We start from the raw sequence: 26925 nt of genomic DNA on the forward strand, positions 1-26925 counted from the left end.
CCGTATACCACCCCCTGAAACACGGCCCCGGAGCACGGACGCAACAGGCAGAGAGGGGGAGTCACCCAAATTTGGGTGACTCCCCCTCTCTGCATGTCCGGGCTCGCTACCGGCTCTTGAGGATCTCCTCGATGGTCTCCGCGATGGATCGGGCAGCGCTGCTGATCTCTTTGAGCGTCTCCGGCCGCACGCCCTTGAGGGCGCCGTCCTCGAACCCGATCTGGAACCCCTGCAGCAAGCTGAGGACGTTGGCGGCCCGCTCCTGCTGCGCGTCGTCGACGATTTCGGCGTCCACCACCGGCTCATCGCCGTCGGCCTCGGGGATCTTGTGTTCCTCCGGGTCACCCAAATTTGGGTGACTACCGGTCGAGGGCTCGCCCTGTTCCTGGGCGTCGGGCTCGGCGACCACGGGGGTGGTCTCGGCCTCGGCCGGGGCCTTCTCCTTCTTGGCGGACCGCGCGGGCTTCGGCTTGGGCTGTGCCTCGATCGCCCGCTGGAAGGTGGCCGATGTCGTCAGCGCTGGCGTCTCCGTACCAGACCTCGCCAACTCGACCAGTCCCACGATGACCTCGGCCGTGACCCGGTGCTTGCGCTCGGCGGCCCACTCCCGCAGCGCCACATACGCGCGGGCGGTCACGTCCTGGCCGTGCTGCTTGACCATGGGCAGCAGCTGCTGCACGTGGGAGTCTGGGATCGCGCGGTGCTGGTCCTGCTGCTCGGTGATGGCCTTGAGCAGGGGCCATTGCTGAATCCGCCTGTTGACCTCACTCTCCGACTCCCCGAACCGGTCCTGGCAGTAGTCCGGCCACGTTCGCCCGTCCTGGCGGTGCAGGTTCCGGGCGCGGACGGCGTGTGCGGCCTTCCACTTCATCCACTCGGCCCTGCTGCCGTTGCCGAACGCGGCTTCGCAGTGCTCCAGGTCGTCGACCTCCTGGGGCGTCAGATCGCCCTCGGCCTCGACCTCTACGGGCTCGGGGATCAGGTCCGGAGTGAACGGCTGCGGCCGGTAGGGCTCCGCCGTGGCGGCTGGCGGGTCCGGGGCGACCTCACCGCCCGGCGAGGGGATGGTCACCACAGCCGCGGCTCCGGACGCATCCGTGTTCTCCGCTTCGGCGGCCGCCTCGCGCGCCCGGCGCTCGCGTTCCTCTTTCTCCTGCTGCTTCAAGAGCTTCTGGTAGTTGGTGGCGCTCACGGCAGCAGTCCCTTCTCCTTCATCTCGACGACCAGGTCCCCGAAGGGGGTGTCCATCGCCCCGGTGATCGGGAAGTTCATGCTGTGCGCGTACTGCCCCAAGCCCGGAATCACGGTGGTGAACACGTTCCATCCCGCGTGTTCCATGCGTTCCGCGTAGAACCTCGTCATGCCCTTGTCGCGGGGGCTGCTGGGGCTACACCGGTTGAGCAGCACCCACGTGGTCGGCGGTTTGCCGTCCGCACGAAACACCGCGCTGCGCTTGACGATGTCCCTGAACGGGGTGTCCTCCACCGGCCTCTCGACGCGCAGCCAGTCGGCCTCGGTCGGGGCCAGGTGCAGAATCACCAGGTCGGCGACCTTGAACAGGCTGTCGGTGATCTGCGGGTGGTTCTCGCTGTGGCCGCAGTCCACCAGGCTGATCTTCCCCTCGGGAAGCTCGACCTCCTCGTGGAAGCGGGCGGTCGCCTTCTTGTGGACCTCGAACTTGAACTTCGCCGCCTGTGCCCAGGACCAGAACTGCATGCTGTGGTCCGCGTCGAACCCCTCGACCTCGAACCCGTCCTCCTGCAGGGCGTGACCGAACCAGGCGGTATCGGTCGTCTTCCCGGAGGTTCTGGGACTGGCATTCACGATGAGCATGGCGCGAGCCTATGGGCATCGCCGAGATCAACACATCACGGACGCCTGCTTCCACCCCCGGAATGCCCGCTTGACGCGCGAAGCCCGTCCTGCCGGAGGCCAGGACGGGCCGTCAGAGCACTGGTGTTCACTCGAAGATGGGGCGCTCCTCGTCGGCGGACGTCGCCCACTGGATGGTTCGCTTCACGCCGCCGGCGTACCACTCGGACGTGTCGGTCCATTTGTAGCCGAAGATCGCGTCCTCGGCGTGCGTACGGATCAGGGGCACGGGCAGGTCCGGGTACGCGTACATCTCGCGGGAGATCGGGGCCCACTCACGCTCGCCGAGCAGCCAGCGGGTCGTGTGGATGATGGCCTCCAGCGCGCTTGCCACGCCGTCGGGGGAGCACCAGATCATCCGCACGTCGCCCGGCTCAAGCGGCTGCGAGGCCAGCGCGTCGTCGCGGAGCTTCTCCAGCTCGCTGCGCGACCGTGTGACGCGCGGCGGCAGGGTCGGCGCTGCGGGTGCATGGGTCGGCTGGGCCGGCGGCTGCGGGCCGCCCCGGTTCCACGACGATGTCTCGGCCATATCGGTCAAGGTAGCGGTCTCCTCGGACACAGAGCCAGGAAATGGAGCGGGCCAGCGGGTTGACCGCTGGCCCGGGTCCTACAACTCGATGTCGATGTCGAAGTCCGGAGCCGGGGGAGTAGGGGGCTCCGGTGCGGGTGCCGGGGCCATCGCAGGCTCGGGCGCGGCCGTGCTGCTGCCCGCGGCCTCGATGTCGTGGTCGGCCTCGGCGATTTCTCGGCCCAGCCGCGCGTACTCATCCTGGAAGCCCATGCCGCTGTCGCGGCGTTCGCGCTCGACCTCCTCGGCCTTCGGCTGCGTCTCGCGCTCCCGCTGCGCCTCTCGCTCCCGTGCCTGGGCGCGCTGTTCGAGGATCAGCTGCGCCTGACGGGCCTGCTCCGTGGCTTCCATCAGCAGCTGCTCCTGGGAGGGCTGCGGCGACGGTGTCGCGGCGGCCGGGACCGACTCCGGCTCGGCCTGCGCGGTCTCCGGCGCGAGGGGGTTGCGGCGCTCCAGCTCGATCCGCGCGTAGTCAGCCTCCTCGCGTACCTGCTGCGTCTCGGCGAACCACTTCTCGCGGGTCTCGTGGACCTCCTGGTACTGCCGCGCGCGATCACCCATCGTCTCGGCGATGTCCCGGCTGGTCTCCGCCCGCTCCAGCGTGTTCTTGACCAGATCGCTCGGGTCGACCTCGGCCTGGAGCGTGGGCACCTGCTGCAGCGCCATCGCCTGGGCGAGGGCCTGCTGGTGCTCGTTGTAGCCGGTCGCCTTCGAGACTTCGTCCAGGGCCTTGTTGACGCGCTCCTCGTGCGCGGCGGCTTCCTTCTCCGCCTGCTCCTGGGCGCGCAGCTCCATCTGTACGGCCTGGTCCTCGTAGTCGTGCGACGCCTTGAACGACTGCTGCATGTCGTCGGCGACGTACGGCGGCGCCCACTCCTCCTCGCGCTCGGCCCGCTCGACGGACTGGCGCAGCTGCTCCTCGCTCGCGCGGGAGATGTCGGCCAGCTCATCCGGCACACCCAGGGCGCGGCGTGCCCGCTCCCAGTCGGCGAGCGCCTCGACGGCACCCGGCGGCGGGGCCTGCCCGATGGCGTCGGCTTCCTGAGTGAAGTTGTGGGCCTCACGGAACCGCTCGACCCTGCCGGCGCGCAGCTCCCAGTCGGCCCGCTCGATCGGGTCCTCGGGCACCGGGCCCAGCCGGTCGATCGCCCATTCCGGCTGCTCCTCGGCGACGCGCTGGCCCAGCCGCTCGACGCGCTGGTCCATCAGCTCGGCCCACTCGCCCATGAACCGGCCCAGGTCTCCGTCGAAGTCCGGGGTGCGGGCGGCGTAGGAGTCCATGGCCTCCAGCTGCGCCTCGCGCTCGGCGGCCTGGCGCTGCTGGACCTCGTTGTCCTGTCCGGCGTGCAGCACCCCGACCTGGTCCTGGTAAGCCAGCTGCTGGCGCATCAGCTCGACGTGGTGCGCCTCGACGGCGACCGGCTCCACTGCCGGGGCGTCGACCAGGGCGCGCATCTGCTCCTCGCCAACCGGCTCGGCGGTCGCGGCCTCGACCGCGGCCGTCTCCTGCTGCGCGCGGGTCTCCTCGTCGGCCTCGGCCGACAGGCCCTCGACGCCCGTCTGCGCGGCGAGGGCCTGCGCGAGCAACTCCTCCTGGTACGGGTGCAGCTGGGGGACCTGGTCCGCTGCCTCGGCCAGCTCCCGCAGGTGCTCCGGGTCCGCCGGGGCTTGCCCGGTGGCGATCGCGTCGTCGACCTTCTGCTTCTGCTCGGCGAGGGCGGCGCGCTGCTCGGCCTTCTCCTCGTTGACCTGGTCGCGCTGGACCAGGTTGTAGGCGTTCTTCAGTCGGTGGTGCATCGCCTTGCTGGCGTCGTCGGCGGTGTACAGCTCGCGCGAGCGGGCGGTGCGCACCAGCAGGTCCTCGGCGTCGAATCCGCGTTCCTCGACGGTGCGGGCCAGCCGCATCAGGGAGCCGTACGCCTCGCCGCTGCTCACCCGGGCGTAGTCCTCCGGGCCCAGCGCGTTGTACAGGGCCGTGCCGTACCGCTTCTCGGCGTCCTGGTCCTTGACCCCGGCCCACGCCGGCTGGATCGCGGCGAGGTGCTCGCGGCGCTCCAGCTCGGCGGCGATGGCCTGGGTGGCGGTCTGCTGCGTGTCGGAACGCTGCAGCGTCCGGTCGAGGACCGACAGGTAGTGCGGGATGTCCTCGTCCTTGATGCCGTCGCCGTCCCGGTGGGTGATGACGTAGCCGAAGTTCTCGTCCTGGCCTCGGGTGAGGCTGACGTACAGGGCCTCGCGCGAGGTCTGCTCGTCGACCAGAGAGTGGCAGGGGCCAACGGTGCGGCCCTGTGCTCCGTGCACGGTGGATGCGTACGCCAGCTCGACGTGCGTCTGAACGTAGGCCGCGGGCAGGTGCATCCGCGAGCCGTCCTCCAGCTGCACCATCAGGGAGCCGTGGTCGCTGATCCCGGTGACGGTGGCGGTCAGCCGGTTGGTGGCGAACTGCCCGCCCTCGCCCACGATGTGGCGGTTGTTGCGGCGCATCTGGATGACGTCGCCGCGACCCGCCTTGGTCTCGACGCCGTACAGCGACCCGGTGCGCAGCGGCACACCGTCCTCCTCGACCCGGTCGGCGCGGACCAGGTCGGCGCGGGCGCGGGCGGCCAGTTCGGCGGCGGTCTCGTTGTCGGGGGCGACCAGCAGCGGGTTACGCCCGGCCAGCTGGTCGGTGATCCATCCTTGGTAGGCGCGCTCCGTCATCTCCTCGGCGCTGCCGCCCCGGAAGCGGCTGTGCAGCTCGTACTGGGCCAGTGCCTCGGTGTTGCCCTCGCGCAGCTGCAGAGAGGCCTTGGCCTCCCACTCGCGGACCTTCGACTCGCCGGTGACGGGGTCGATGTCGCGGAAGCGCCGGACCTCTTCGAGCGTGTGGACCCCGGGCAGCTCCTCGGCGAGCTGGCCGAACATCCCGCCCGCACCGACCGCCGTCAGCTGGTGGTGGTCGCCGCTGCCGATCATCTTGGCGCCGCACGACTCGACCAGGGCCCGCACGCGGTCCATGTCGCGAGTGTTGGTCATGCCGGCCTCGTCGACGATGACCAGGCTGCCCGGAGCGATGCGGTACTTGTCCGCGTCGGGAACGTCCTTCCCCGCGGCGAGGTCGGCGTGCTTCTTGAGCAGCATGCTGATGTTGGCGACGTTGGTCAGACCCTCGTCGGCGAGGACCTGGGCGGCGCGCTCACCGCTGGCCAGACCGATGACCTGGCGGCCCTCGTGTGCCTCCCACACCTCGGTCAGCGCGGCCAGCGTGTAGCTCTTGCCCGCGCCGGCCGGGCCGATCAGCAGGTCGAGCTTGCGGCCGGACGTCGCCGCGCTGCGGACGAAATCGGCCTGCTTGCCCTTGAGTCCGCGCCGGGCGATGACCTCCTCGACCAGCTCGCTGGGCACCGTGGGACCGCCGCGCTCACCCGCGAAAGTCCTCATCCGCTCCTCGGTCGCGATGTGGCCCTCGGTCGCGAACCGGTTCACGTTGTTGTCGGCCGGCTCGTAGACGAAGGAACCGTCCGCGCGCTGCAGCTCGACGGGGATCTCGACCATGTGCGGCGCGGTCGCGCAGACCACGCCGTTGTCGGTGGCCGGGTCCAGCGCCTCGTCCGCGAGCCGGTTGAGCAGGTCGCGAACCTCGTGGGCTTCCATCCCGCCCAGCGTGTCCGGCAGCTGCCGGTTCAGCTCGACGATCAGGTCCGGCCTGCGCCACGTCGCCTTCTGCTCCTGCACCGCGGCGATGGCCCGCCGCTGGATGCGCTCGGGGTCGAACTCCTTGTACGGGCGGTGCAGGTCATGCAGCAGGGACTCGTGCTCGACCTGGTCGGGGACGTTGGCCAGCGAGTCGCGGAACCGCTCCTGGCTGAACCTCTCCCACCGGTCGAGCAGCTGGTCACGGGTGACGGCGTCGTGCTTCTTCGCCTGCCGCTGCTGCAGCGTGACGTCCTCGGACATCCGGGCCAGCACGTACGGGCTCGGCGCGGTGCCGTACCTCTCCTCGTACGCCTTTGCGACCTCGGCGACCTCGGCCTTGATGGCGACACGGCGGGAGGAGAACCCGTCGCGCAGGTCCTGGTCGATGCCGACGATCTCGCGCGCCTTGCCGTCGGGGCGGGTCATGACCCGGACGCCCTCGGTGCGCTCCAGTTCCTGCTCCGCGATCCGCTCGGCGATGTGGCCCACCGCCTGCTTGTGCACCCACAGCCCGTGTCCGTCGACCGATCCCCAGGTCACGCGCTCTTCGCCGGTCACCGGGTCGATCTCGACAGCCTTGATCTTGTTCAAGACCGTGGCGTGGACGTGGAGCTGGGGGTCGTCGTCACGACTGGTGTGCTGCGCCCATGCCGAGACGATGAAGCCCTCGCCCTTGACGTAGCGGCCGGTCGAGCGGCCTTCGACCTTGGCCCCGTGGTGGCCCAGCCGGGTGTACCCGGCCTCCTCCTGCATGTGCTCCAGACCGGCCTTGACGCCGACCTTCCAGGCGTCCCAGACGCGGTCCGCCTTCGCGGCGTACTGCTCGGCGCCTTCCAGGTCGCCGGCCTCGCGGCACTGCGAGGCCTTCACCTGCAGGCTCGCGTGGTAGACGCTCCAGGACTTCGGCGCGGAGAACGTCAGGTCGTAGTACAGCGTCGCTGACGGTGAGTGCTTACGGGTGTCCAGCTCGATGGCCTTGACCCGTTCCGGAGTCAGGTCGACGCCCGGCGTCTGCGCCTGGGCGTCCGCAACCGCCGCGGCGAACCGCTTCTGGAAGGACTTCTCGTAGTTCTTCGGGGCGTTGCCCAGCCGGGCGTCCTTGCGGATCGCCTTCTCGGCCTTGGCGTACTCCGGCGTGCCCTCCTCGTGGGGGATCGCCGCGAGACGCTCGTACATCTCGTCGCGCTTCCGGGGGTCGATCCAGTCCTTGTAGAGGTCCGTGAAGACCTCGTTGTCGACCGTCCCCTCCAGGCCCAACTCGGCCGCGCCGTCTCCGAGCCAGTAGCCGGGGGGCTCGCCCTGCAGTTCCACGCTCCGGGCGTAGTAGTGCTCAGCACCGGCCGCTACCTCACGGGTGAGGTAGGCGGGGTCTGAACCTGCGGAGATCGAAAGCATCGCGACTCAGAGTAGGCGACTTTCAAGATCATTAACACCCATTGGATCGTGATGCATAGGTGTGAGGGTTTATGGCATGTGCATCTAGTTCTACGGTCTGCATCCGGTCGAAATGATCTAGGGAAGAAATGGGCTCCGATGACCTTGGTCCGCAGAAGATCAAAAAGGGTCGTTCAACGGCGAGAGTGGGGCCGTCCAGGCTCCTGCTGAGGGCCTCCGGCCCGCTGTGGCGCGCTCGAACCGGCGCGCGGGTTGTACCGAAATGTGCCGCCCGGCGGCTGAGTGCTGCGCCCCCACCTGCGGCGCGCTCGGGAGCGGAGCCACCGGGCGGCCGACGCCCAAACGTGGCGGGCACGCTGGCCACCAACCGGACCGGTGCGCTACGGTCGGCCTCGACGTCGTCGACCCCCGCGCGGACCCCCGCCCGGGGGTCGACTGTTACCAAGGGCCGGACGTGAGGGCGGGTCACACACCGCACCCGACCCCAACCCGGCCGGCGCGCTCGCGCGGCGGCCGGGTACTCCCCACCACGACCGCTCCCGGTCGACGGAGCGTGACGAACGCGAGGGCGTCGGCGTCGCCCGGCGGGCGCGCACGTGGTGACGCTCACCAGCCGGTGACGGCGCGCGGTCACCAGTCCCCACGCTTCCTCACCACCAGGTGGTGAGCCCGGCCCGGCGGCCAGGTGGTGAGCGCCGGCGCGAGCAGGCGGTCGCGGCTCGGCCGCGCGCTGGTGAGCGTCACCAGTCGGCGGGGGAGTCGAGGCGGCGGACGGTGGGGACGGTCACCACATCGACAAAACGATCCATGGGACCTCGGCTGGTGAGTGGTGAGCCTGCTGCGCGACGCGCAGTTCCCTCACCGGTGAGCCGCTCCCCAACGCAACCCGGCCCCGGACGGATGTCCGGGGCCGGTGGTGAGCGGTCGGTCAGAAGAGCGGGTTCTGCAGCGCGCCGCTGGGGTTGCCCGCGGCGAGCGCGGCGGTGATGGCGGCCTCGATCTCCTCGGGTCCGTCGGCGGCGGCGATGGCGGCCTGGACCGCCCGCGCCCGCCCCACCGCGCCGCGCACGTCGGTCAGCGCGTGACCGGCAAGACGCCTCCGAGCTGCGGCGTCGCGGTTGTTGTCGCCCCGGGTGCCGAGCAGCCAGTGGCCCGGCTGCTGGCACGGCGGCTCGTCGCAGGTGTGGCGCACGACGTGGCCGGCAGGGATCGAGTCGGCTCCGTGGGCGAGCCGGAAGCCGAACAGATGGGCGGGGACGACCCTGCTCGTGCTGGTGGTGTGCGACCCGGCGCGGAAGGTTCCGTGGGCGGTATCGGTCAGTCCGCCGGTCCACCACCAGCAGTCGTCCGGACCGCGCCGCAGCACGAACGCGCGGTAGCGCGCGACGGTCTCACCATCCGCCAGCAGCCGCGCCCACCCCACCGGAAGTGGTGACGGCGGGACTCCCGCCTCACCAGTCTCGGGCGCCCCGGGGTGGGGAGGCTCACCGGGGAGCTGGTGAGCCTCGGGGTGGTGAGTCTGGTGGCTCCCCGAGCCTGGTGTGCTCACCACGCTCACCGCCTCACCAGTCCGGCCGGGCCGGAAGTGGTGACGGTGGGGACGGTGTCGGTCTCCGCACTCACCATTCGGGCCTGCGGCCACGGCCACTCGCGCCCGGTGGTGCCGTCGCTGAACGTGAGCACCACTGAGGAGTCACCACGGTCCGGGTCGTACTCGGCGTCGGTGAGGAAGCGCCACCCGCGCTCGTCGCCGTAGAGCCACACCCACACTTCGCCCGCCATCCGGGCGAGGTCCTGCACCCGGACGTCGCGCACCTCGGGCTCCTGGTGGCGGCCGGCGCCCGGGGTGCCGTCGTCGGGCTCGGCGTCGTTCAGGTCGTCCTCGTCGTCGGGGCCGTCCTGGGAGGCCAGCTCGGCGGTCGCCTCGAAATCCGGCTCGCCGTTGCCGTGGTAGATGACCACCGACCCGTCCTCGTCGGTCTCGGTGTACTGCGGGAGGGTCTGGTCGTCGTCCTCATCGACGGTTCCGTACGTTCGTCGGCCGCACGCGGGGCACCGGAACACGTCCTCGCCTTCCACCTGGATCGGCTCGGTGGTGGCCGCGCACCCCGGGCAGAGCGGCGTGAGGGAGATCACGGGCGACTCCCGTCGTCTGCCGGCGGCTCGTCGAGGGGCCATGCCTGGATGGCGAACATCGGGAACCTCCACGGGCCAGGCCGGTACCCGGGGAGGTCGCGGTCGCCGAAGCCGTCGAGGGAGTACGTGGTGCGCTGGAATGCCGCGATCTCGTGGTCGTCGCCGATCGCCTCGGCGGCGCGGGCGAGCAGCTGGACCGCGTCGTCGGCGAGGGTGCCGTCGAGCCGGGCCCGGGAGGTGCCCTTCGCGTGCCACTCGTCCGGGTCCCACAGCTCCCAACCGCCGTCGGTCGGGTCCTCGGCGTGCCCCGGGCCGGGGATCCAGACGAGCAGGTCGGTGATGTCGTCCATGCCGCCCGAGTTTCCGGTGCCTCCGCAGTGCCCGCAACGGCGGTCCCCGTCGCTCTGCGCCCGGCGCTGGGTTTCCTGCTCTCGCTGGACCAGCTGCACCAGGTCCAGGATCTGGCCGGGGGTCAGCGGGAGTTCGAGGGCGCCTTCGAACCGGCCGGGGTCGGAGAGGTCGGAGAAAGCGAGCACAGCGTCGACCGAGTCGTCGTCGCCGGTGACGTCGTACGTCGGGTAGTCGTCGAGCAGCCGCTGCAGGTGACAGAGCAGGTCGGTGGCGGTGGGCGTGCCGCGCAGGGTGAACATCATGGCTGGGTCTCCTTCGGGGTGCTGTTGGCGGCGAGGAACGCGCCGGCCGCGGCGGCGGCCTCCTCGCTGGTGTCGTACGTGAGGTCGTCGGGGGCTTCATCGCTCTGCCGGTTCGCGGCGGTGGCGATCCACCACCAGCCGCCGAACTCGGGGTGGAACACGACGCGGGCCTCCCCGCCGAATGCCTCGAAGTGGATCGGCTCCCGGTTCGCGGCCTCGCTGATCACGCTGACGGCGCCCGGCCACTTCTTGCGCGCGGCCTGCCGGGAGAACCCCCATGCCGCCCCCAGGTCCGCGTACGACACGCCCTTCGCGCCGGCGGACCGCGCCGCGGCTTCGGCCAGAGACTCCAGCTCCTCGGCCGCGTGCTTGAGCGTGATGAGCTGCGCGAGCGGATGCCCGGCCTCGAACCCCGTGGGGTCGCCCGGGTGCGCCCGGTCCCACTGCTCCATCTGTTCGCCGTACAGCGTCTGCGCGAGCACCGCGGTGGCCCGGTTCAGGGCCTGGCGCAGGGACGTCCGCTCGGCGTCGGTCAGCTCTCGTCTCTCCATGACGACAATTCTAGTTGTCGGGAACCTGGGTTGTCACGGGAACTGCGATTGTCGCTCTGGTGATTTCCGTGGCCCTGCTGGCAGTCACCCAAATTTGGGTGACCGGCGCCCCCAAGGGCTTGTTATCAGCTTCGGGGCGCGGAACCGGTCGCACGGCTGTCTGATCTGGGGTGTCTCGGCTGTACGGGCACCCGGGCGGGCAGATATGACATGGGGCGACATAGGCACGGCACGGGGGTGGTGGGGAGTGAGTGACGTGTGGTGGCCGCTGCGTCGGTCTCCGGAGGGGACACGGCGCAACTGGCGGCGGGACCAGGAACTGCAGCTCCGGCTGCGGGGGGAGTACGGCCCGGAGTGGTGGCAGATCCTGCCTGACTTCACGCTGCTCCTGCTGGGGATCGCCGTGCCGCTGTTCACCCTCGGCTGGCTGTGGGCCCGGCTCGGATGGTGGGCCGCGTTGCTGGGTGCGGTGGTCTTCGCGTACGCGGCACGCGCCGTGGTGCTCCGCCGGCGGCGGGCTGTCACACGGAAGAGGCGGCAGTCGGTGCGCTTCACCCTCGACCAGGTCGACGCGGCCGACGACCGCGGCTTCCGGACCATCGCCGGTCGGCTCCTGCTCCGGGACGGCTGGACGCGGGTACGTGGGGTGCGCATCAGCGGGTCGGTGGTGCACCTGGTCGGGAACGGGCGCGACGGGCGCCAGCTCGGCCTCGCCTTCGAGCGCGGCATCGAGCAGGCCGGGCCGGAAGGCGGCGGCCGGGCGGCGCTGCGCCCGGTGAGCGCTGCCCCGCTGCTGCCGGACGGCGTCGAGACTGGTCCCCGTCCGCTATTCGTCGTGGTCAGCTCCGGCTCGTTCGCCCGGGAGCGGGTGCTGTGGGCGGCCCGGACGGACGTCCGGCTCGTCGACCGGATGATGCTGCAGCGGTGGGCGGCCGGCGAGGACCTGGCGGTGCTCCTCGACCTCGGCCTGGACGACGTCCGGCCCGACGCGTCGTAGCCGGACGGGGCATGTCGAAGGGCCCGGGAGGTCTCCCGGGCCCTTGTCGTCGGCGGGCTTCGGTCAGCCGCTGTGCCGGGGCAGGCGCTGCTCGGCCAGCTGCTCGACGGCGGTGACCCGGGCGGCGTCCCATCCGGGCTGGGGGGACAGGCCGGCCAGCATCCCGCGCAGCTTCTTGGCCTCGACCACGGTGACGCCGTGCAGCTCGGTGCGCCCACGTGGTGCGGGGACCTTCGCGCCGTGCACCGCGAGGATCGGCCGGACCGGCACCCCCAGCACCTTCGCGGCCTGCTGCGCCTCCCAGACCACGGTCTGCAGGGCCTTGGTCTGGTCGTAGCGGCCGTAGCGGAGCAGCCCGCCGGTGATGACGATGCGGGACTTCGTCGACCGCCAGTTCTTGCTGTCGACCAGGGCCACGCCGAACACTCCGGCGACCAGGTGGTCGAGGTTGGCCTTCGACCCGGGGATGGCCCGGTCGTGCAGCACGGCGTAGCCGCGGCGGGCGAGCGGGGCGAGCAGCCGGGCCGTGGCCTCCTCCCCGTTCGCGCCGGACGTCCAGCTGTTGCGCTGTCGGCGGTAGGTCTGGTGGACCCCGTACGCGAGGACGGCGGCGGCGACCAGGGCGCCGACCTGCCACACGGTCACGGTGCCGGCGGCCCAGCCGATGACGGCGGCGGCTGCGGCGGTCAGGGGCAGGGCCCACTTCGCACGGCGGTGCTGGGCGGCGCGCTCGGCCGCGCGCTGTAACTCGCCCTGGCGGCGGGCGCTGGCTCCGGCGTTGCTGCGGCGCCCGGGTGTGGTCGTCATGTCGTCGCTTCCTGAGTGGTGGCGGGCGGGTGCTGGCAGGAGGGGCAGCCGATGGACTCGGCCGCATCGGCGGCGGACGCGCCGGCCGCTTCGGCGACCGCGCGCCAGCACAGAGGCAGGCCACTCTCATCGAGCGTGCGCCCACTGCGGAATTCCTCGTCCGGGCCGTAGAAGACGGCCACGAAGGGCTCTACGCCGGGCAGGACAATGCGAGTCGGCTCAACCTGGAGGCCGTACAACTCCGCGGGCGGGATGGACGCGAGGCTCTCCCAGACCAGGCAGTCCAGCACCTGCGCCACGGCCCGGTACTCGTGGTCGTGCCCCGCGCACAGGTCCCAGGTGCTGCCATCGGAACGCAGCACGTCCAAGCGGTCGGTAATGGTCAAGGTGAAGGTGTCGGAGGTGTCGTGAACGGGCTGGATGGCGGGCGTGGGCGTACGGCGGCGGAACACCTGACGGATGTTCATGATGCTTGGTCCTCCTCGTCGTCGAATGCGTCGGTGATCAGGTCGGGCCAGCGGGCGTGGCCCCGGAATTCCAGGCGGTGGCGCAGCATCGCGGCGGCGTGGTCCCGGGGAACCTCCAGCCCGAAGTCGTCCAGCGCGCGGGCGACGACGTCGCCGGTCGTGACGCGCATTGCGGGGATGTGGTGCAGGTCGGTGACGGGCTCGGCGAGGCGGGCGCGCACGGCGGTGGTGATGGCGTTGTCGGTGGCGGCGTGCAGTTGCTTGCGGAAGTGCTCGTCCCCCCGGCGCTGCCGGCGGTCCGCGTCCAGCCTCACCAGCCGTGGGGCCAGGATCGCGGCGAGCAGGGCCAGGGCGAGGGCAGTGCCCACTAACCAGGGCACGCCCGTACCGAGGAGGGCAGAGGAAGCCATGGTCACTTGCCGCCGGAGGTGGTGAGGCGCTCGACCTCGGCCTGGGCGAGGGTCAGCTTCGTCTGCACCTCGCGCATCTGGTCCTTCGTGTCGTTCACGGTCGTGTGGAGCGCGGCGACCTGGCCTTCCAGTACGCCCTGCCGCTCAATGGCCCGGCCCAGCTCGGCCGCGTGCGCGGTCTCCAGCGCGGTGCGGCGCTCCTGCTCGACGCTGACCCGCGTCTCGGCGTCCCGCTCGGCCTGCAGCACGCTGGCCTCTGCCGTACGGACCCGCTCCTCGGCGGCGGTCTCCTTGGCCTGCGCAGCCTTGACCGCCTCCTCGGCCTGGGTCTTGACGGCTTCGGCGGCGGCCTTCTCGTCCGCGACGGTCTTCTCCATCGCCTCGACCTTGCTCGTGGCCTCGGTCTGCGCGCGGCCGGCCGCAGTCTCCGCGACGTCGACCCGCTCGTCGGCCTGCTGCTTGAACTCGGCGACCTTCATGGCGGTCTCGGCGAGCAGCTGCTCGCGGGCCTGCGCGGCGTCCTGGGTGATCCGCTCCACCTTGCTGTTCGCGTCGTGCTTGGCGGTCTCGACCGCCATGGCGGCCTCGTTCTGGGCGGCCTCGATCTGGGCGGCGGCATCCTCACGGATACGTGCGGTCTCGGACTGGAACTGGGCCTGCGCCTCCTCCAGCTCGTTCATCAGCTGCTCGGCGGCCTCGTCGGCGGCGGCCTTCGCCTCCTCGGCGGCGCGGGCCACGTTCTCCGCGGTGACCCGGCGGCTGCGCTCGGCGTCCGCCCGCTGGTCAGCGGTCGCGATCCGGGTCTGGGCCTCGCTCTCGACGGCCAGCATCTGGGCCTCGGCGGCCTCCGGGTCGTTGACGGTCTGCAGCAGCGTGATGTAGCGCTCCAGCTCTGCACGGAGCTGGTCGACCTTGGCGATGACCGTCTCGCGGACGTTGACCGCGTCGGCGGCGGAGTCGGTGACCGGCTTGTCGCTCTCGACCGCCTCGATCTCCGGGGCGCCGGCGGACCCGGCGGCGCGCTTGGCGGCGCGCTTGGCCTGCTGGTCGAGCCGCCACTTGGTGCCCGCGTTGTGGTCCTCGCGGGCGCAGTACTCCGGCGCCGGCCCCGGCTTCGAGGGGTCCTTGGGCTCGGGCCGGTTCGAGCACCCGGTGAACTTGCAGGTCACCGGCACCTCGGTCTCCACGGCGGGCCCGTCGGCTGCGGTCGGTTCGCTCATCACGCGCTCCTCGGTCTGTCGCTCTCTCGGTGCCTCGATTCTATCACATCTCATTGCATCACATCGCATCTCAACTCAACTTTTTGAGACGTGATGAGATGAGATGGGATAGGTTTCGGGGAAGATCATGAGGCGTCGTACGGCTGCTCACCGCGACCGCCGGGGCGTCAAACCGGACATCGGGCGCCGTACGGGGCCGCGCTCGCTGCCGGAGTCACCCAAATTTGGGTGACCGGCGCCCCTGCGGTGCGCCCTGGGCGCCCTCCCCCCGGGCCCGCGCTGCCGTAGTTGACGACACGCTCCTCGGCCGCGACGAAACGCGCGCCGACGCGGAGCGACCACGGCGGCCGGCACCACGGCGCGGCAGCAGCTGCTCCCCCTCGGCCCCGGCCGGCGGTGCGGTCTCCTCACGCGCCCGTCATCCGCGCCGGCGGGAGTACGGCGGGCTGCCCCGCTCTGGCCGGACAGACGGCGACCCGTCCGACACCGACCCCCTCCCTCTGCCGCTGGCCGTCTTTTCCCAGCCCGAAGCACCCGCAGCCGCGCACGCTGCGGGCCACGGAGGATTACGGACCCTGGGCGCCCTCCCCCGGGCCCGCGCCATGCCTCGGGCCGGAGCGGGGTGCTCCCTCGTCGGTCGGGCGCGCGTAGCGCTGCCGCAGGGTTCCCGGGGAACGGAGGGGATCGCGCTCGCGCGACCGCTTGCGGCGCCGACGGCGTCCTTGGAGTGGACGGGGTTCCTGTGGCACCCTCCGGGGCCCGGTCGGGGAGGGAGCACCCCGTGACCCTCACCTTGACCTCAACTCCCCAGCGACCGGTGGCCGACGACGTTCTCTCCGCCCCCTTGGAGAGAGGGCCTGCCGGAGGCATTCGTCTGTGGCACTGACCTGCGCTGGTTCCATAAATCCGACCGCGAATGAGGCGCTCGACTCTCGCGACTCCCTGCGCGCACGGGCGCGTAGGACGGTCTCAAGTCCCAAAACCCTGGGACGGGCAGCACGGTGCGCCGGGACCGGGATGGCCTCGGCGCACTGGCGGGATCGGCGGAGCGGGCTACGCCGCGGTGTTCGGCGACGGGAAGCCGATGGCGATTCGGGCCCCGACCAGCCGACCGGCCTGGGCGGCGGCGCGCAGTGCCTCGACGACGTCCTTGTCGTCGCCGCGCAGGTCGGCGAGGCCGATGTCGCCGACGTAGAGCACGGCCCAGCCGTAGTGGGCGACGGCCGGGAGCCAGCTGTCCGGAAGCTCGATGGTCCCGGTGTAGAAGTTCCCGCCCTCGGGATCGAGGACCAGCAGCCCGTCCTCTCCGGCCGGGCCGTGACCGAGCAGCAGCACGCCGATCCACTCGGGGATCTGCGGCGGCGCCTCCTGTGTGATGCGGGAGATCAGGGTGAAGCCGTCGCCCAGCAGGGAGCTGGTGACCAGGCTGGTCAGCTCCGGCATGGGGCCGGGCCCGCTCGAGCCGTCGAACGCGTACGCCTTGGCGACGGTCTCGGCGACCAGGACGGGCAGGTTGATGCCGTCGTGGTCGAGGACGGCGGCGGTCATCGTCATGTCGTAGCCGTCGGTGGGCACGGGCGGCTGCTGGTCGTCGGGGAGCGGTACGACCTCGGAGGGTCCGCACGCGGCGTGGACGTAGACGACGTGCACGAAGGTGCCGTTGGTACGCACCACCATGTTCACGGTGCCCTGCAGCCGGGTCCGGCAGTACGCGCACGTCCCGTCGACCAGGGAGACCTCGGCGGCGCGCGCGAGACCCTCGGGTCCGAGCAACGCGCGGACCTCGGGGCTCATCTGCAGCTCAATCACGGGCGTGCTCCTGGTCGTGCTCGTCGTCCAGGTGCTGGACGGCGGCCGTCGCGCGCAGCAGGGCGAAGGGGTCGGTACTCATCGGGTCCTTCCGGGGAGAGGCGGGGCGGCGGCTGGAGCCAGCTCGAATGGCTCCGACCGCCGCGGTGTTGGGTCTGGGGTCACGCCTGCGCGGGGTCGGGCTCGTCGACCTCGGCCTTGTCACGCATCTTGTTCACGGCCTGCCGTGACATGCGGGCCCGTCCGGCGATGTCGGAGTCGGCGTGGCCCCATTCGATCGCGCGGGCGACCAGCTCGCGGCGCTCGGGGAGGTACTTCTCCAGCCGGGCGACCTCGGCACCGACCACGGCGAGGCGGTCCCAGTCCTGCTCGCGCAGCCGGGCCCGGTGGCTGTAGGCGGCCTCCTTCGTGCCGAACAGGCGCACACCCTGCTGTCCTGCGCGCATCTCCTCGCGCTCGATCCAGGTGTTCAGGGCGGCGTCTGTGGTCTCGGAGGTGATGCTGCTGGCGTCCAGAGCCTTGTGCTCGACGTCCCAATCGGCGAAGTCCCGCGCCGGCCGGGGGTCTCCGTTCATCAGGACCGTGCGGTACCAGGAGCGCACGCCCAGCACGTCCAGGCTCACGCCGGAGCCGTCGCGGTACGGGGCGCCGAACACCTTCTTGACCTCCTGGTGCCAGTGCTCGTTCGCGCCGATGAACCGGGTCTGGTACTCGCACTCTTCGGCCAGCTTGTCGAGGGACAGGCCCAGAATCTCGGGGCGGTAGACCTGGGGGAAGCGCTGGACGATCTCGACGAAATCGACCAGGTGGGCGTCGACCTCGCGGGGTGCGGCCTCACGGTGACGGGAGGTCAAGCGGCAAATGTTGCGGGCCGCGTGGGCGGCGGCGGCCGACCAGTCCAGTTCACCGCCCATCTCGAAGAACCCGTCAAGCAGCTCCTGGGCGTACGGCTTCACCAGTTCCAGCAGGACGTTGGCGGCCTCGACGTCGAGGTACGGGTGCCCGGTGAAGCCGCTGTCGACTGTCCAGCTGATCAGCTCCGGCACCGGCTCGAACCACATGTGCGGGCCCGCGGCCCCTGGCGGGAACATCTTGCCGGGGTGCCACCGGTTCCAGGTCTCGCGCGGAACGTCGTTGATGGCCGTCCACGCGGGGTTCCACGGCTCCCGGTGCTCGGTGCTCTCGTGCCAGCTCAGCTCGCCCGTGGCGGTGTTCAGCAGGACGTGCTGGTAGTGCCCCGGGGCGTGGCGGCCGTGGAGGGGCTCCGACGAGATCACCTCCACGGCCGGCGTGATGGCGACGCGCGGCGCTTGATAGGCGGCCACCTCGACCTGGGGGACGGGAACGGTTCCGTTGGTCATTCAGCTCTCCTCGCTGATTCGGGTCTGATGTAAATAGGTTGACGATGTCTCAGGTAGGCGTCAACCGATTGACAAGGAATGGCTGAAGTCAGATATTCGGCCGATAACAAGCCCTGTGGGCGCTGGGCACTGCAAGATCGTCAGAAGCGAAGCGGCTGCGACGAGAGTCAGGCGGTTGCGATACGGCGCTCGACACGGGACCTGGCGGTGGCGTGGTCGCCTCGGCCGTCGGCGGTACGGGGGTAGCGGCGGCGGGGCTGGCGGGGCAGCGTAGTGAGCACCAGGGCGGCCTGCTCCTCGTGGACCTGGACGCCCGTGCGCACTCCGGCCTTCGGGGTGCGCATCCACTCCTCCTCCTGGCGCCACCAGCGGTACAGCTCGGTCTCGACGGCATACCGGCGGGCGCGGGCGGCGAGGCGGCCGTGACTTCCCAGGGCTTTCGCCGCGACGATCAGAGAGCCACTCCGAGCCCGGTAATACGGGGTGCTGGAGCGCTTGGTGGCGAGGGTCTGGCGGGCGGTGTGCTGGTCGGCTCCACGGCGGCGTAGAACGGCTCCTGTCCCCGTACGGCAGCGCTCCCCCGGCGCGGCCTGGCAGGTCGGGCACTCGTGATGGACAGTCATCACCGCGCGGGTGGCGACCAGCAGGTCACGCATCCGTGCGAGGTGCTTGGCGGCGGTTCTGGGCCGATAGCCGGTGCGCTGGCAGACTTCGGCGAGGCTGAGAGAGCGGTCAGCGTGTTCGGCCAGCTGCTGGTAGACGCGTCCAGCGTGGTGACCCAACCCGCCAGCGTGCGTTCCGGTGGCACGGCCATAGGAGAAAACGTCAGCCTGACCTGCGGCGAGACGCGTTTGAAGGCGAGAGATCAGGGTGGTGCGGGTATCCCCTTTGGGGGGCGGGTTTCCTTGTGTCCCACCCCGTGCAACGAAGTCGAAAGCAGGGTGCGAAGCGGTGACGGGGAGCAGCTCGTAGGTGCCCGCGGGCCCGTTGTCGGTGGCGCTGCCCAGCCAGCTGTCGAGCATGAGGCGGCCGTTCGCACGGTGCATGGTCGAGCGGCCGTGCCCCGTGGCGAGAGCGGCCCGGCGGACGTCCAGGCTCAGCACGGTGCTGCCGGAGCGCAAGGCGAGCAGACAGACCAGGTCCAGGACGGCGCGGTCGGCGGGGCCGGACTCGGTAGCCCACCGCTCCGGGCAGGCGTCGGCGGCCCGCTGCAGCTGCTCGACCAGGTCGACGACGTCGCCGATCGTCTCGGTCCACTCGACGCTGTCCTCGTAGACCGGCAGCGTGGCCGCGTACTCCACGCAACGGGCCCACTGGCGCTCCAGCTTCTCCTCGACGTCCACCGGGTCCAGCAGCACGCGCAGCGGGCCGACGCCGGGCGCGGTACACAGGTGCAGCAGCCCGCCCTCGCGGTACTTCCGCTCCCCCAGCAGCCGCTCGGCCATGCGCAGCGTCCAGCGGCGCATGGCCAGCTTCGTCAGGACAGAGGCGCAGACCTCGCTGACCCGGTCCGCGGGCGGCCGGCGGGTCAGCTGGGCCATGGTGTCGCGGTCCAGCACCGTATTGGGCGTCCCGGCCAGCCGGGGGCCCCGGTCGTCGTCGAGGATCTCGCCGACCTGGTCCTGACCGACGGCCTTGGGGCGGAAGTCCTCGCGCGCCGGGACGGCGTCGATGATGAGCAGCAGCCGGGTGAACGCGTCGGACGCGTTGCCACAGGTGGCGGGAGCGAGCAGGTCGGCGGCCCGGCGGGGGTTCGGCGGGCTCATCAGCTCGCTGCGGCCTCCGTTGCGGTGCGGGGCACCGATCGGGCGGACCGCACCCGTGGTCGACTTGAGCAGGCCGTAGTCGAGTGTCGGCAGGCGCTTCGCGGCGGCCACGGCGATCGCCTCGACCAGCGTCGACTTCAGCAGCGTCTCGGCGGCCACCCACACGTGCCGTCCGCCGACGGATCCGGAGGCGGCGACCACGTAGGTCAGCCCGGCCTCCTCCAACCAGCGCAACAGAGTGGCGAGATCGGGTCCGACGTCGCCACGCTTGTCGTCCAGGTCGAAGCAGAGCCAGCGGTAGAGGCCGAACGCGCTCGACAGGTAGACGGCGTAGGGGCGACGCGGCGGCGTCGTCGGAAGGGAGCGCTGCTCGATGTATTTGTGCCGCCATTTGCCCTCGCTGGAACGGGTGTCGACGCGCACCGACAGCCGCGGGGACAGCCGCAGGAAAACCTCCTGCAGGTCCACGCGCGCGGCCCTGGGAGCGGGCAGAACACCGGTATGGGGGTTGTGAGTTGGGGCTGATGACGGGCTGTGCTCTCCCGCCCCGCGGGACACACCGTGGGGCAGAGTGGGCTGTCCGGCACCGTAGCGAGGCGCTACGATGGCAGGGCTCCTAACTACATACGAACGCCGAAGCCCCCTCTCGCCATGACGGCGGAGGGCTCCGAACGCGGCCAACCAGGTCGCAGGAAAGAGCAGGGCTCCGGATGTATGTGGTAGGGGACCACCGCCCGACGGACGCCGTGGAAAGCGTCTGTGGGGCTCGTTTCACCTCCTTGCTTGCTGTGTGTGAGGGGCCCGGTTGGGAAGCCGAGTCGCTCTGGCTGGCAGGTAGGTCGACTGGGGAGTCGGCCGTGGGTGTTGCAGGTGGTGCATTTGATCTAGGGATTCAGAGGGCTGGCACCCGTATTTCTGAGTCCCACGTACGTCGTCAGGGCGGCCCCCGGTTGGGAAAACCGGGGCCTTTTTCTTGCCCGGCGACGGTTCCGCTTCTGGCGCTACCCCGTGAGGGGGAGCGCCCTTTGTTCGTCGAGTTCGTCCGCCCACAGAGGGCGGCCGTGCTCGTCGACGGGCATGCGCCGGATCAGTTCGTTGACCAAACCGGCGAACGACTGTCCCGTGAAGCCAGCGGCCTTGATGGCCTTCGCTGCCATGTCGGGGACGATCACCACGCCCGTGCGCCAGTTCTGACCGGACGTCGGGTCATAGCTCACCGGGCGACCCGTCTGCGCGCGACCGCGCAACGGACCACCAAGGTCTTGCCCTTCGTTTTCGATCTTCCTAGCCATGCTGTCGATCTTGCCATACTCTCGGCCCGTTTCACTACGACAGGCACGCGGGTTCTGGGATTTCTTTTGAGGCGAGCGTTTATTTCTGGGACTCGACTTCTCGCTGAACAACGCCGTATGACGGATCATCAAGACAGTTCGGTGGCTTTCGAGTTCAGCCACGGCGCAGCCGACCCGCCATATCGGACTGGTGCGCGTTCTGCTGTTGCCTGACGGCTTCCCTCGATCCGGTCATCCCGGAATCCCCCTCCCGCGCTGCCTGGTTGACGGTCTCTCAAATCGGTAGACGGGTCAGCCCCCGGAATCGTTACAGATTTGGGGACACCAGTTTTCGCAGCTCACTGCCTGTTCCGTGGGGCGGCACGCTGTCCAGCGGTGGTGTCCCCAACGGCATCCCGCCCGGCGGGAGTGCCTCCCGTGGAAGACGGCTGCCTCGGGCCCGGTCAGGCTCGGTGGAAGCATCGCTTGCATCGTCACGGTGGGGGAACGTCAAGATGCCGGATTCTGTGACACCCCAGTCCCAGGCTGTCCCAGCCTGGTTAGCCCTGCGGCAGGTCGAGCAGCATGGCGTGGAACAGCGGAGCGTCAGGGATGCGCGGGCGCAGGTCTCCGAGCACCTTCCAGCCCCATGCCTCGTACAGTGCGCGGACCTTGGGGTGTGACTGGCGGACCAGGAGCGTGGCGCGCTCCTCGCTCTGCTCGGCGAACAGCGCGTCGTGCAGCTGGTGGGCGGTGCCCGTCTTGCGCCACGGGACGCGCACCATCAGTTCCGAGAGCGCGTACGTGCGGGTGCCGGTCTCGCTCACGACGTCATCGGGGACTTCGTCGAGCAGTCCGCCCCACCACCTCGCGTTCGCGGGGAGCGGGGCGCCATACGCGTACCCGACGACCTGGTCTCCGTCGTACCCAACGACGCACGTCCAGCCCGGCCGGCTGCTCCAGCCATTGAGTCCCGATGAGAACCTCTCTACACCGTTGAACGGGTCGCTGGCGATGTCGTCCGCGTAGACCTCGGCGTACACCTCCAGCAGGGTGGGCCGGATCTCGTCGGCCTGGGTGCTGGTGAAGTGGCGAATGTCGGCGGTCACGGGCGCGGCTCCTATGCGGCGAGGGCTCGGTGGACGGTGGCGAGGCGGTCGGCGATCCGCCGGCTGCTGAGGGCTGAGGTGTTGAGTCGCGCGACGGTGAGTGCGGCTCGGTCCGTGTCGCCCTGGGCGACCTGGAGTTCGGCGAGCTGGACGCCGTAGTACGCGCGGTTGCGGTGCATGTTCGGGGCGAGCATCTGCAGGGCCTGCGCGGTCGCGAGTTCAGCGTCGGGCAGATGCCCCATGGCCTGGTGGGCGATGGCGGACAGTCCGGCGATTTCGGCGGCGTCCAGGAAACGGAGCCACGGCGGCGGCGGGGCCGCGGTGTCGAACTTGTCGTGGGCGGCCTCGGCGGCGAGCAGGGAGCGCGCGGCGGCAGGAGGATCGCCGGCACGGGCGTGCCCGATCGCGAGGCGGGAGTGGAGCAGGGCCGCGATGCGCGGGTCCTGACGGGCCTGACGGCTGTCGAGGGCGGCCCTGTTCACACGGAGGGCCTCGCGGTGGCGGCCGTCCAGCCGGGCCTGCAGCGCGAGGTTGGACCAGGCGCGGGCCTGACCTCGCTTGTCCTCGGCGAGGATGGCGGACTGCAGGGCGTCGGCGTACAGGAGTCGGGCCTGGCCGCTCTGCCCAGCGTCGTGTGCGGCCCACCCGGCGGACGAGCACAGGTCGCTGATCGCGGCGTTCAGGGCCTGCTCGACCCGGGGCCCGTACGTGCAGCCGTCAGCGGCGGTCCGCAGCCGGTCGAGGTAGACCGTCGCGACCTCTAACAGGGCCCCGCCTCCGACGGAGTTGAAGTGTGCGGCAAGGCGGCCGATCTTCCCCGTGGCGCGGTCGATGTCGGTCAAGGTGAGCCGTCCCTGAACGGGAGTCTCGTCCAAGCCCAAGGCTAGAGCGACAGTCGCGGCCGTCGACGCCGTGAGGAATGCGCGGCGCTTCACGGGCTCCTCCTCCCCGGCGGTCGGAGTCCTCGGCGGCGGCACGGGCAGACGACTCGATCGTCCGCGCGGCACGAACCCCATGGCCTCTGGCTGCCGGTCGAAAATCTCTACGAGGGGCAGAAGGTAGCGCGAGGTCGGCCAGCGGACGGCCCCGGAGATCCAACGGCGTACGTCCCGGTCGGTGGCCGCACCGGGTCGTCCGAAGATGCGTCCGCTGATCGCGTTGACCGCCTGGGCCAGCTGCCGGTGGGTGTACCCGTGACTCGTCAGTAGCGCGGCCAGGATCTCGTTTCGCTGGGTGTCCATCGGGCCCCCCGGATGCCGCTGTTCCTCGTGGGTCGACGGTAGTCCCGGCGGGCAGCGCCCCGGGCTCCGTAGGTAAAACTGTCCGCCCTTCGTACAGAAAGTGCCCGCGAGTTGCCCTGATCCCACGCCTTCGTGTGCCTGTTGTCTGGGATGACGTGACGGACACTCAGCAGGGAGGCGGTCGTGGCGAAGTCCTCCGCCGGCGAACCGGTCAAGAAGAAGGCTCCGACGTGGCCGGAGCTGGCTGCCGAGAGCGAGATCAAGAAGGGGCAGTGGGTACGGGGACGCAACTACACGGAGTTCGTGCCGTGCGGCCTGGAGTGGGACGCGGTGTCTGTCCGGCCGCTGGAGCTCGGTGTGGACGTGCTCGTGGCGATGCGTATCGGGACCCGCCGCGGCTACGCGATCGTTGCCGACCATCTGCGCGGCGTGCTGTACGTGCTGGTACCGCCCGGATCCGGTGACCTGTTCGCCGACATCCCTTGCGTGCGCGTCCTGGGCCGGGGCCACCAACTGCTCGTGCCGCGCTCCGCACAGGACAGCAGCCCGGCGGCTGACTGGGTCGGCACCCCGGGCGACGTCGACAAGCTCGTCCTCGTCCCCGCTGACCGACTGGCCGCGCGCCTGCAGGAACTGGCTCCCGCGTATGAAGAGGCAGCGGCATGAGCGACACCCCGGTACAGACCGCGGGCACGGTGCGCCGTGACCCGCACGGCCTGCTCGCCAATGACCTCCCCCTCGACCGTGAACCGATCATGCTGCTGGCTACCGCAGTAATCGCACTGCCCGTGACCGGGGACACGCTCCCGCCGCAGGACTGCGAGCAGATTGCCCGGCTACTGGCTGGGCACGCGCGCCTCGTGGCCGACGAGGTACAGGAACTGTGCGCCCGGCTCCCGCGCCGCAGCTCGCTGCGCCCGCTCACCGAAACGGTGCTCGGCGAGGCCCGTCGGCGCCTGTCGGTGGACCCCCGCCCCACCGTCGCCTCCGCACAGAACCGCGCCAGGGTCGTGCGCATCCTGTACGAACGGCATGACCGACTGACGGCCGCGGATCCCGGCATGTCCCCGACCTGACCACCCCCGGAGGCTCGCCCTGCGCTCTCCCCCCGTGGGCCTGGGCGATGCCGGAGCCCCGGCGACTGCGATCCATCCGCAGCCGTCGGGGCTCCCTCGTGCGCACACGCGCCCGCGCGTGGACCTGCGCAAGTAGCGCAACAAGTCGCCGATACGCCCGAATGGGGTTCAGCCGAGATACGCGTCAAAGGGGCAATGAGTCGATCTTGATTCGGCTTAGCGCATGGTCAGCACGGTGACGCCGCAGTAAATGCGTACACCTCGCCCTGCCCACCGGAACGGTCCGCCGCAGGTCGCGACGATCGCGTCACGGGCTCCGTCGCAGTAAATCCGGTATTTACTGCGACGGTTCGGCCACCAAGATCGTTCCGTTGCCCGCTTGGCGCGTATCTCGGCTGAACCCCCGAATCGCCCCGTCCTCGGCCATGGTCCGCAGTCCCCGCGTCGGTGCCCCTCGAGTAACGGCGCCCGCGCCGTACGTCTGGTGACAGGTCATCCCGTCCAGGTGAGGGACAGCAGGGTGATGCGCTGCGTGATGGCGTTGACGATCAGTACGGCGAGCCCGTAGCCGCCGAACAGCGCTTGCCTGGTGATCTTGTCGTCGATGCCGTATGGCTCGGTCACCGTGTAGGGGTCCGTCTCCAGTGCATCGATGAGGTTGAGCAGGGCCATCTGCCCCTCGACCGGCAGTTGCACGATCATGTCGACCGTGTGCGGGGAGCGGGTGACGTGCCAGTTGTTCACGCTGCTCCGCGCTGCTGTCGGCTGGCCTGCATGCTTGCCCGCCACGACTCGAAAGCGTCCACGGACTCCGGGGTCTCCTCGTACTGCGACGGGAGATCACCGGTTGCCTGGAGCTGAGCGCGGGCCTCTTCGATCCGCGGGGCAGTGGTCTGGGTCCACTCGGCGGCGATGGCACGCCAGCGGTCCACCACGTCCTGGAGCTGGTCCACGGGGGCGAGATGAATCTCCCGGAGGGCCTGCTGGCGCAGCTCTGGGACGGGCAGGGCGTGCACGATGGTGTCGATACTCCAGTCAGCGCTCACCTTGGTCTCCTCTCGCCTTCAGCCACAGTAGCGGGCGGCTCAGATGGCTGTCAGTCGTCCCAGACATGGCTCGACCCACCGGGGTCGCCACGCTGGACAGGTGGCACTTCACAGTCGTCCGTACGCGGCGCGAGGAGGCGTTCACGCTTTACCCGGCGTGACTGTTGCCGCTCTGAGCTGGAGGTTCGGGTTTGCAGCCGTCGCACGTTATGGCCCATCCGTGCCTCAGGAAGAGCTTGGCTTCGCTGCTGGTGGCGGGGGTGAGTCGCCCTTTGGCTGCTGCCCAGCAGTCGGGCCGGTGGAGGATGAGTGAGCGTCGTTCCGGGGTGTCATTCGGGAGGGCCTGGAATACCCAGTCCTTGCCTTCGGCTCGTTCGGTGGGGACTCGGTCGTAGTCCTCGCCCTCGATGGGGCGGACGGCTGCCGCAGGTACTTCGATCGAGACCTCGTACCACCACTGTCCATCGGCGTCCCGCCGGCGGGTGTGGAGGCGCCCGGCGATGACGCGTCCGCCGGGGAGGGCGACGCTCACGCGCGGGGCCAGGTCTTCGGTCACATGTTCGATATTAGTCGGCGTACCGGGCCGGAGGTCACCGGGTAGCGAGAACACGTACGTCTCGTGGTGGTGCCCCTACTAGATGACCATCTTCGACTTCGATGGGCCCATCTGCCGTTTGTGTCGCGACTCGCCGTGCCCGTGGACACCTCCGCACCGCTCAACTCTGAAGGTCCGAGAGGCTCCTTTGGCGCCGCTCTTCAAGCTCTACCTCTTCGCATTCGAATCGAATTCGTGGCGCACATCGCGAAGTGCACAGCGAAATCGTTCTGATTAGTCGTCTAATTCGGCGCAGCAAGGGAGGCAAGGGCCTTGCGGACCACGAAACCGCAGGTAGGCGGCCTTCCGCGAGCGGAGCGACCGCCCAGAAAAGGTCTTCTCGTCCGAATCCTGCACTAACAATCCGCCGAGCAAGGTCGACGACGCCCCCAGGGACGCCAGCCGAGGTTCCTCCCTACCGAAGTAGGGGTCACGAGGGACTGTGGACAGCTTGCGCCCCTCGGCGAGTGAGACGGCAGAAACTGCAGGTGGGACATCACCAGCCCGCTCTCAAGTCTGCAGATTTGAGGTGTAACGGCGAGGACTGTCATCAACGTGTGCGTAGGGTTCTCTCTGACGGCAACGACCGCGCCCACAAGGACATCCGGACCGATATCTGTACCGGAGACGGCGGTCACCGCTCCAACGGATTGTCGTCACCGCGTAGTCCGACAGCTCTCGACCGAGGAGGCGCCCAAAAAGAAGCGGCCCCCTGCTCCAACAGGGGACCGCCGCGTAGTCCGACAGCTCTCACCCGAACTGAACCGTGAAGATCAAGAACTGGAGTAGAACCATCAGGTCTATACGCGAGACTAAGGGGGCGTACGTGCCGGCGTCGAGTCGCATCGCTTTCGGCGTCACCCCAGGGGCACCAGAACGTCGGCCCCGGCACCCCGGCAC

General features: G+C 70.2%; 24 protein-coding genes. 3 read left to right on the forward strand and 21 right to left on the reverse strand.

Translation table 11 applies throughout. The features are described from left to right. Window positions 1-106 precede the first annotated feature (106 nt). The 8 genes from ACIPC1_RS39475 to ACIPC1_RS39510 form a co-directional block, all read right to left on the reverse strand. On the reverse strand, window positions 107-1192 hold the full coding sequence (locus ACIPC1_RS39475; RefSeq protein WP_402526448.1) for a hypothetical protein: 1086 nt from the start codon (window positions 1190-1192) through the stop codon (window positions 107-109). Beyond that, a complete protein-coding gene (locus ACIPC1_RS39480) occupies window positions 1189-1833 on the reverse strand; it encodes a plasmid partition protein (protein WP_402526450.1) in 645 nt (214 codons plus the stop codon). Before ACIPC1_RS39480 ends, ACIPC1_RS39475 begins: the two co-directional genes overlap by 4 nt. A gap of 127 nt (window positions 1834-1960) precedes the next feature. Beyond that, the gene (locus ACIPC1_RS39485) at window positions 1961-2401 is read right to left on the reverse strand and encodes a hypothetical protein (RefSeq protein ID WP_402526453.1); all 441 of its coding nucleotides are present in this window, start codon (window positions 2399-2401) and stop codon (window positions 1961-1963) included. A 78-nt stretch (window positions 2402-2479) separates the two neighbouring features. Continuing rightward, a complete protein-coding gene (gene mobF, locus ACIPC1_RS39490) occupies window positions 2480-7510 on the reverse strand; it encodes a MobF family relaxase (RefSeq protein WP_402526456.1) in 5031 nt (1676 codons plus the stop codon). 928 nt (window positions 7511-8438) lie between these two features. Continuing rightward, complete coding sequence (locus tag ACIPC1_RS39495) at window positions 8439-9062, reverse strand: HNH endonuclease (RefSeq protein WP_402526459.1); 624 nt, start codon at window positions 9060-9062, stop codon at window positions 8439-8441. A 2-nt stretch (window positions 9063-9064) separates the two neighbouring features. After that, on the reverse strand, window positions 9065-9646 hold the full coding sequence (locus ACIPC1_RS39500) for a hypothetical protein (RefSeq protein ID WP_402526461.1): 582 nt from the start codon (window positions 9644-9646) through the stop codon (window positions 9065-9067). Beyond that, window positions 9643-10299: a hypothetical protein gene (locus ACIPC1_RS39505; protein WP_402526464.1), complete on the reverse strand. Its 657-nt coding sequence runs from the start codon at window positions 10297-10299 to the stop codon at window positions 9643-9645. Before ACIPC1_RS39505 ends, ACIPC1_RS39500 begins: the two co-directional genes overlap by 4 nt. Next, on the reverse strand, window positions 10296-10850 hold the full coding sequence (locus tag ACIPC1_RS39510) for a hypothetical protein (protein ID WP_402526466.1): 555 nt from the start codon (window positions 10848-10850) through the stop codon (window positions 10296-10298). The genes ACIPC1_RS39505 and ACIPC1_RS39510 overlap by 4 nt, the downstream gene beginning before the upstream one ends. A gap of 247 nt (window positions 10851-11097) precedes the next feature. Between ACIPC1_RS39510 and ACIPC1_RS39515 the strand changes: the two genes are divergently transcribed. Beyond that, on the forward strand, window positions 11098-11847 hold the full coding sequence (locus ACIPC1_RS39515; RefSeq protein WP_402526468.1) for a hypothetical protein: 750 nt from the start codon (window positions 11098-11100) through the stop codon (window positions 11845-11847). Window positions 11848-11910: 63 nt separating this feature from the next. On the opposite strand, the gene ACIPC1_RS39520 is transcribed toward ACIPC1_RS39515, so the two are convergent. From ACIPC1_RS39520 to ACIPC1_RS39565, 10 genes are all read right to left on the reverse strand, one after another. Next, window positions 11911-12654 (reverse strand): nuclease-related domain-containing protein, encoded by a 744-nt coding sequence (locus ACIPC1_RS39520; protein WP_402526470.1) that lies wholly within the window; start codon window positions 12652-12654, stop codon window positions 11911-11913. Then, entirely contained in the window at window positions 12651-13121 is a 471-nt protein-coding gene (locus tag ACIPC1_RS39525; RefSeq protein ID WP_402526472.1) for a hypothetical protein, read from the reverse strand. Before ACIPC1_RS39525 ends, ACIPC1_RS39520 begins: the two co-directional genes overlap by 4 nt. Further along, window positions 13118-13531 carry a hypothetical protein gene (locus tag ACIPC1_RS39530; RefSeq protein ID WP_402526474.1) on the reverse strand — a complete coding sequence of 138 codons (414 nt, stop codon included), beginning with the start codon at window positions 13529-13531 and terminating at the stop codon, window positions 13118-13120. Before ACIPC1_RS39530 ends, ACIPC1_RS39525 begins: the two co-directional genes overlap by 4 nt. A gap of 2 nt (window positions 13532-13533) precedes the next feature. Next, the gene (locus ACIPC1_RS39535; protein ID WP_402526476.1) at window positions 13534-14751 is read right to left on the reverse strand and encodes a hypothetical protein; all 1218 of its coding nucleotides are present in this window, start codon (window positions 14749-14751) and stop codon (window positions 13534-13536) included. A 1053-nt stretch (window positions 14752-15804) separates the two neighbouring features. Further along, window positions 15805-16560: a hypothetical protein gene (locus ACIPC1_RS39540; protein ID WP_402526479.1), complete on the reverse strand. Its 756-nt coding sequence runs from the start codon at window positions 16558-16560 to the stop codon at window positions 15805-15807. Between the two features lie 161 nt (window positions 16561-16721). After that, entirely contained in the window at window positions 16722-17921 is a 1200-nt protein-coding gene (locus ACIPC1_RS39545; protein ID WP_402526481.1) for a hypothetical protein, read from the reverse strand. Between the two features lie 167 nt (window positions 17922-18088). Continuing rightward, entirely contained in the window at window positions 18089-20155 is a 2067-nt protein-coding gene (locus tag ACIPC1_RS39550) for a hypothetical protein (protein WP_402526483.1), read from the reverse strand. Between the two features lie 533 nt (window positions 20156-20688). Further along, the gene (locus ACIPC1_RS39555) at window positions 20689-21141 is read right to left on the reverse strand and encodes a hypothetical protein (protein ID WP_402526485.1); all 453 of its coding nucleotides are present in this window, start codon (window positions 21139-21141) and stop codon (window positions 20689-20691) included. A 377-nt stretch (window positions 21142-21518) separates the two neighbouring features. Then, the gene (locus tag ACIPC1_RS39560) at window positions 21519-22067 is read right to left on the reverse strand and encodes a GNAT family N-acetyltransferase (RefSeq protein ID WP_402526487.1); all 549 of its coding nucleotides are present in this window, start codon (window positions 22065-22067) and stop codon (window positions 21519-21521) included. Window positions 22068-22078: 11 nt separating this feature from the next. Further along, window positions 22079-23308: a twin-arginine translocation signal domain-containing protein gene (locus ACIPC1_RS39565; protein ID WP_402526490.1), complete on the reverse strand. Its 1230-nt coding sequence runs from the start codon at window positions 23306-23308 to the stop codon at window positions 22079-22081. Between the two features lie 183 nt (window positions 23309-23491). On the opposite strand from ACIPC1_RS39565, the gene ACIPC1_RS39570 reads away from it, so the two are divergent. Continuing rightward, complete coding sequence (locus ACIPC1_RS39570) at window positions 23492-23974, forward strand: hypothetical protein (protein WP_402526492.1); 483 nt, start codon at window positions 23492-23494, stop codon at window positions 23972-23974. Further along, window positions 23971-24384 (forward strand): DUF6415 family natural product biosynthesis protein, encoded by a 414-nt coding sequence (locus ACIPC1_RS39575; RefSeq protein WP_402526494.1) that lies wholly within the window; start codon window positions 23971-23973, stop codon window positions 24382-24384. The genes ACIPC1_RS39570 and ACIPC1_RS39575 overlap by 4 nt, the downstream gene beginning before the upstream one ends. Window positions 24385-24876: 492 nt before the next feature. On the opposite strand, the gene ACIPC1_RS39580 is transcribed toward ACIPC1_RS39575, so the two are convergent. From ACIPC1_RS39580 to ACIPC1_RS39590, 3 genes are all read right to left on the reverse strand, one after another. Beyond that, entirely contained in the window at window positions 24877-25128 is a 252-nt protein-coding gene (locus ACIPC1_RS39580) for a hypothetical protein (protein WP_402526497.1), read from the reverse strand. After that, window positions 25125-25430, reverse strand: a complete 306-nt coding sequence (locus tag ACIPC1_RS39585) for a hypothetical protein (RefSeq protein WP_402526499.1) — start codon at window positions 25428-25430, stop codon at window positions 25125-25127. The genes ACIPC1_RS39580 and ACIPC1_RS39585 overlap by 4 nt, the downstream gene beginning before the upstream one ends. A gap of 148 nt (window positions 25431-25578) precedes the next feature. Then, window positions 25579-25986, reverse strand: coding sequence for a DUF6233 domain-containing protein (locus tag ACIPC1_RS39590; protein ID WP_402526502.1), 408 nt, complete (start codon window positions 25984-25986; stop codon window positions 25579-25581). Window positions 25987-26925 lie beyond the last annotated feature (939 nt).

The sequence above is a fragment of the Streptomyces sp. NPDC087263 genome (assembly GCF_044744645.1).
In the GTDB taxonomy this organism is placed as follows: domain Bacteria; phylum Actinomycetota; class Actinomycetes; order Streptomycetales; family Streptomycetaceae; genus Streptomyces.

Bases quoted from the DNA above. Each gene is read 5' to 3' on its own strand.
- ACIPC1_RS39565 (WP_402526490.1), bottom strand. From the start codon at position 23,308: ATGGACACCCAGCGAAACGAGATCCTGGCCGCGCTACTGACGAGTCAC.
- ACIPC1_RS39530 (WP_402526474.1), bottom strand. From the start codon at position 13,531: ATGGCTTCCTCTGCCCTCCTCGGTACGGGCGTGCCCTGGTTAGTGGGC.
- ACIPC1_RS39485 (WP_402526453.1), bottom strand. From the start codon at position 2,401: ATGGCCGAGACATCGTCGTGGAACCGGGGCGGCCCGCAGCCGCCGGCC.
- ACIPC1_RS39535 (WP_402526476.1), bottom strand. From the start codon at position 14,751: ATGAGCGAACCGACCGCAGCCGACGGGCCCGCCGTGGAGACCGAGGTG.
- mobF (WP_402526456.1), bottom strand. From the start codon at position 7,510: ATGCTTTCGATCTCCGCAGGTTCAGACCCCGCCTACCTCACCCGTGAG.
- ACIPC1_RS39545 (WP_402526481.1), bottom strand. From the start codon at position 17,921: ATGACCAACGGAACCGTTCCCGTCCCCCAGGTCGAGGTGGCCGCCTAT.
- ACIPC1_RS39525 (WP_402526472.1), bottom strand. From the start codon at position 13,121: ATGAACATCCGTCAGGTGTTCCGCCGCCGTACGCCCACGCCCGCCATC.
- ACIPC1_RS39505 (WP_402526464.1), bottom strand. From the start codon at position 10,299: ATGATGTTCACCCTGCGCGGCACGCCCACCGCCACCGACCTGCTCTGT.
- ACIPC1_RS39575 (WP_402526494.1), top strand. From the start codon at position 23,971: ATGAGCGACACCCCGGTACAGACCGCGGGCACGGTGCGCCGTGACCCG.
- ACIPC1_RS39520 (WP_402526470.1), bottom strand. From the start codon at position 12,654: ATGACGACCACACCCGGGCGCCGCAGCAACGCCGGAGCCAGCGCCCGC.
- ACIPC1_RS39480 (WP_402526450.1), bottom strand. From the start codon at position 1,833: ATGCTCATCGTGAATGCCAGTCCCAGAACCTCCGGGAAGACGACCGAT.
- ACIPC1_RS39510 (WP_402526466.1), bottom strand. From the start codon at position 10,850: ATGGAGAGACGAGAGCTGACCGACGCCGAGCGGACGTCCCTGCGCCAG.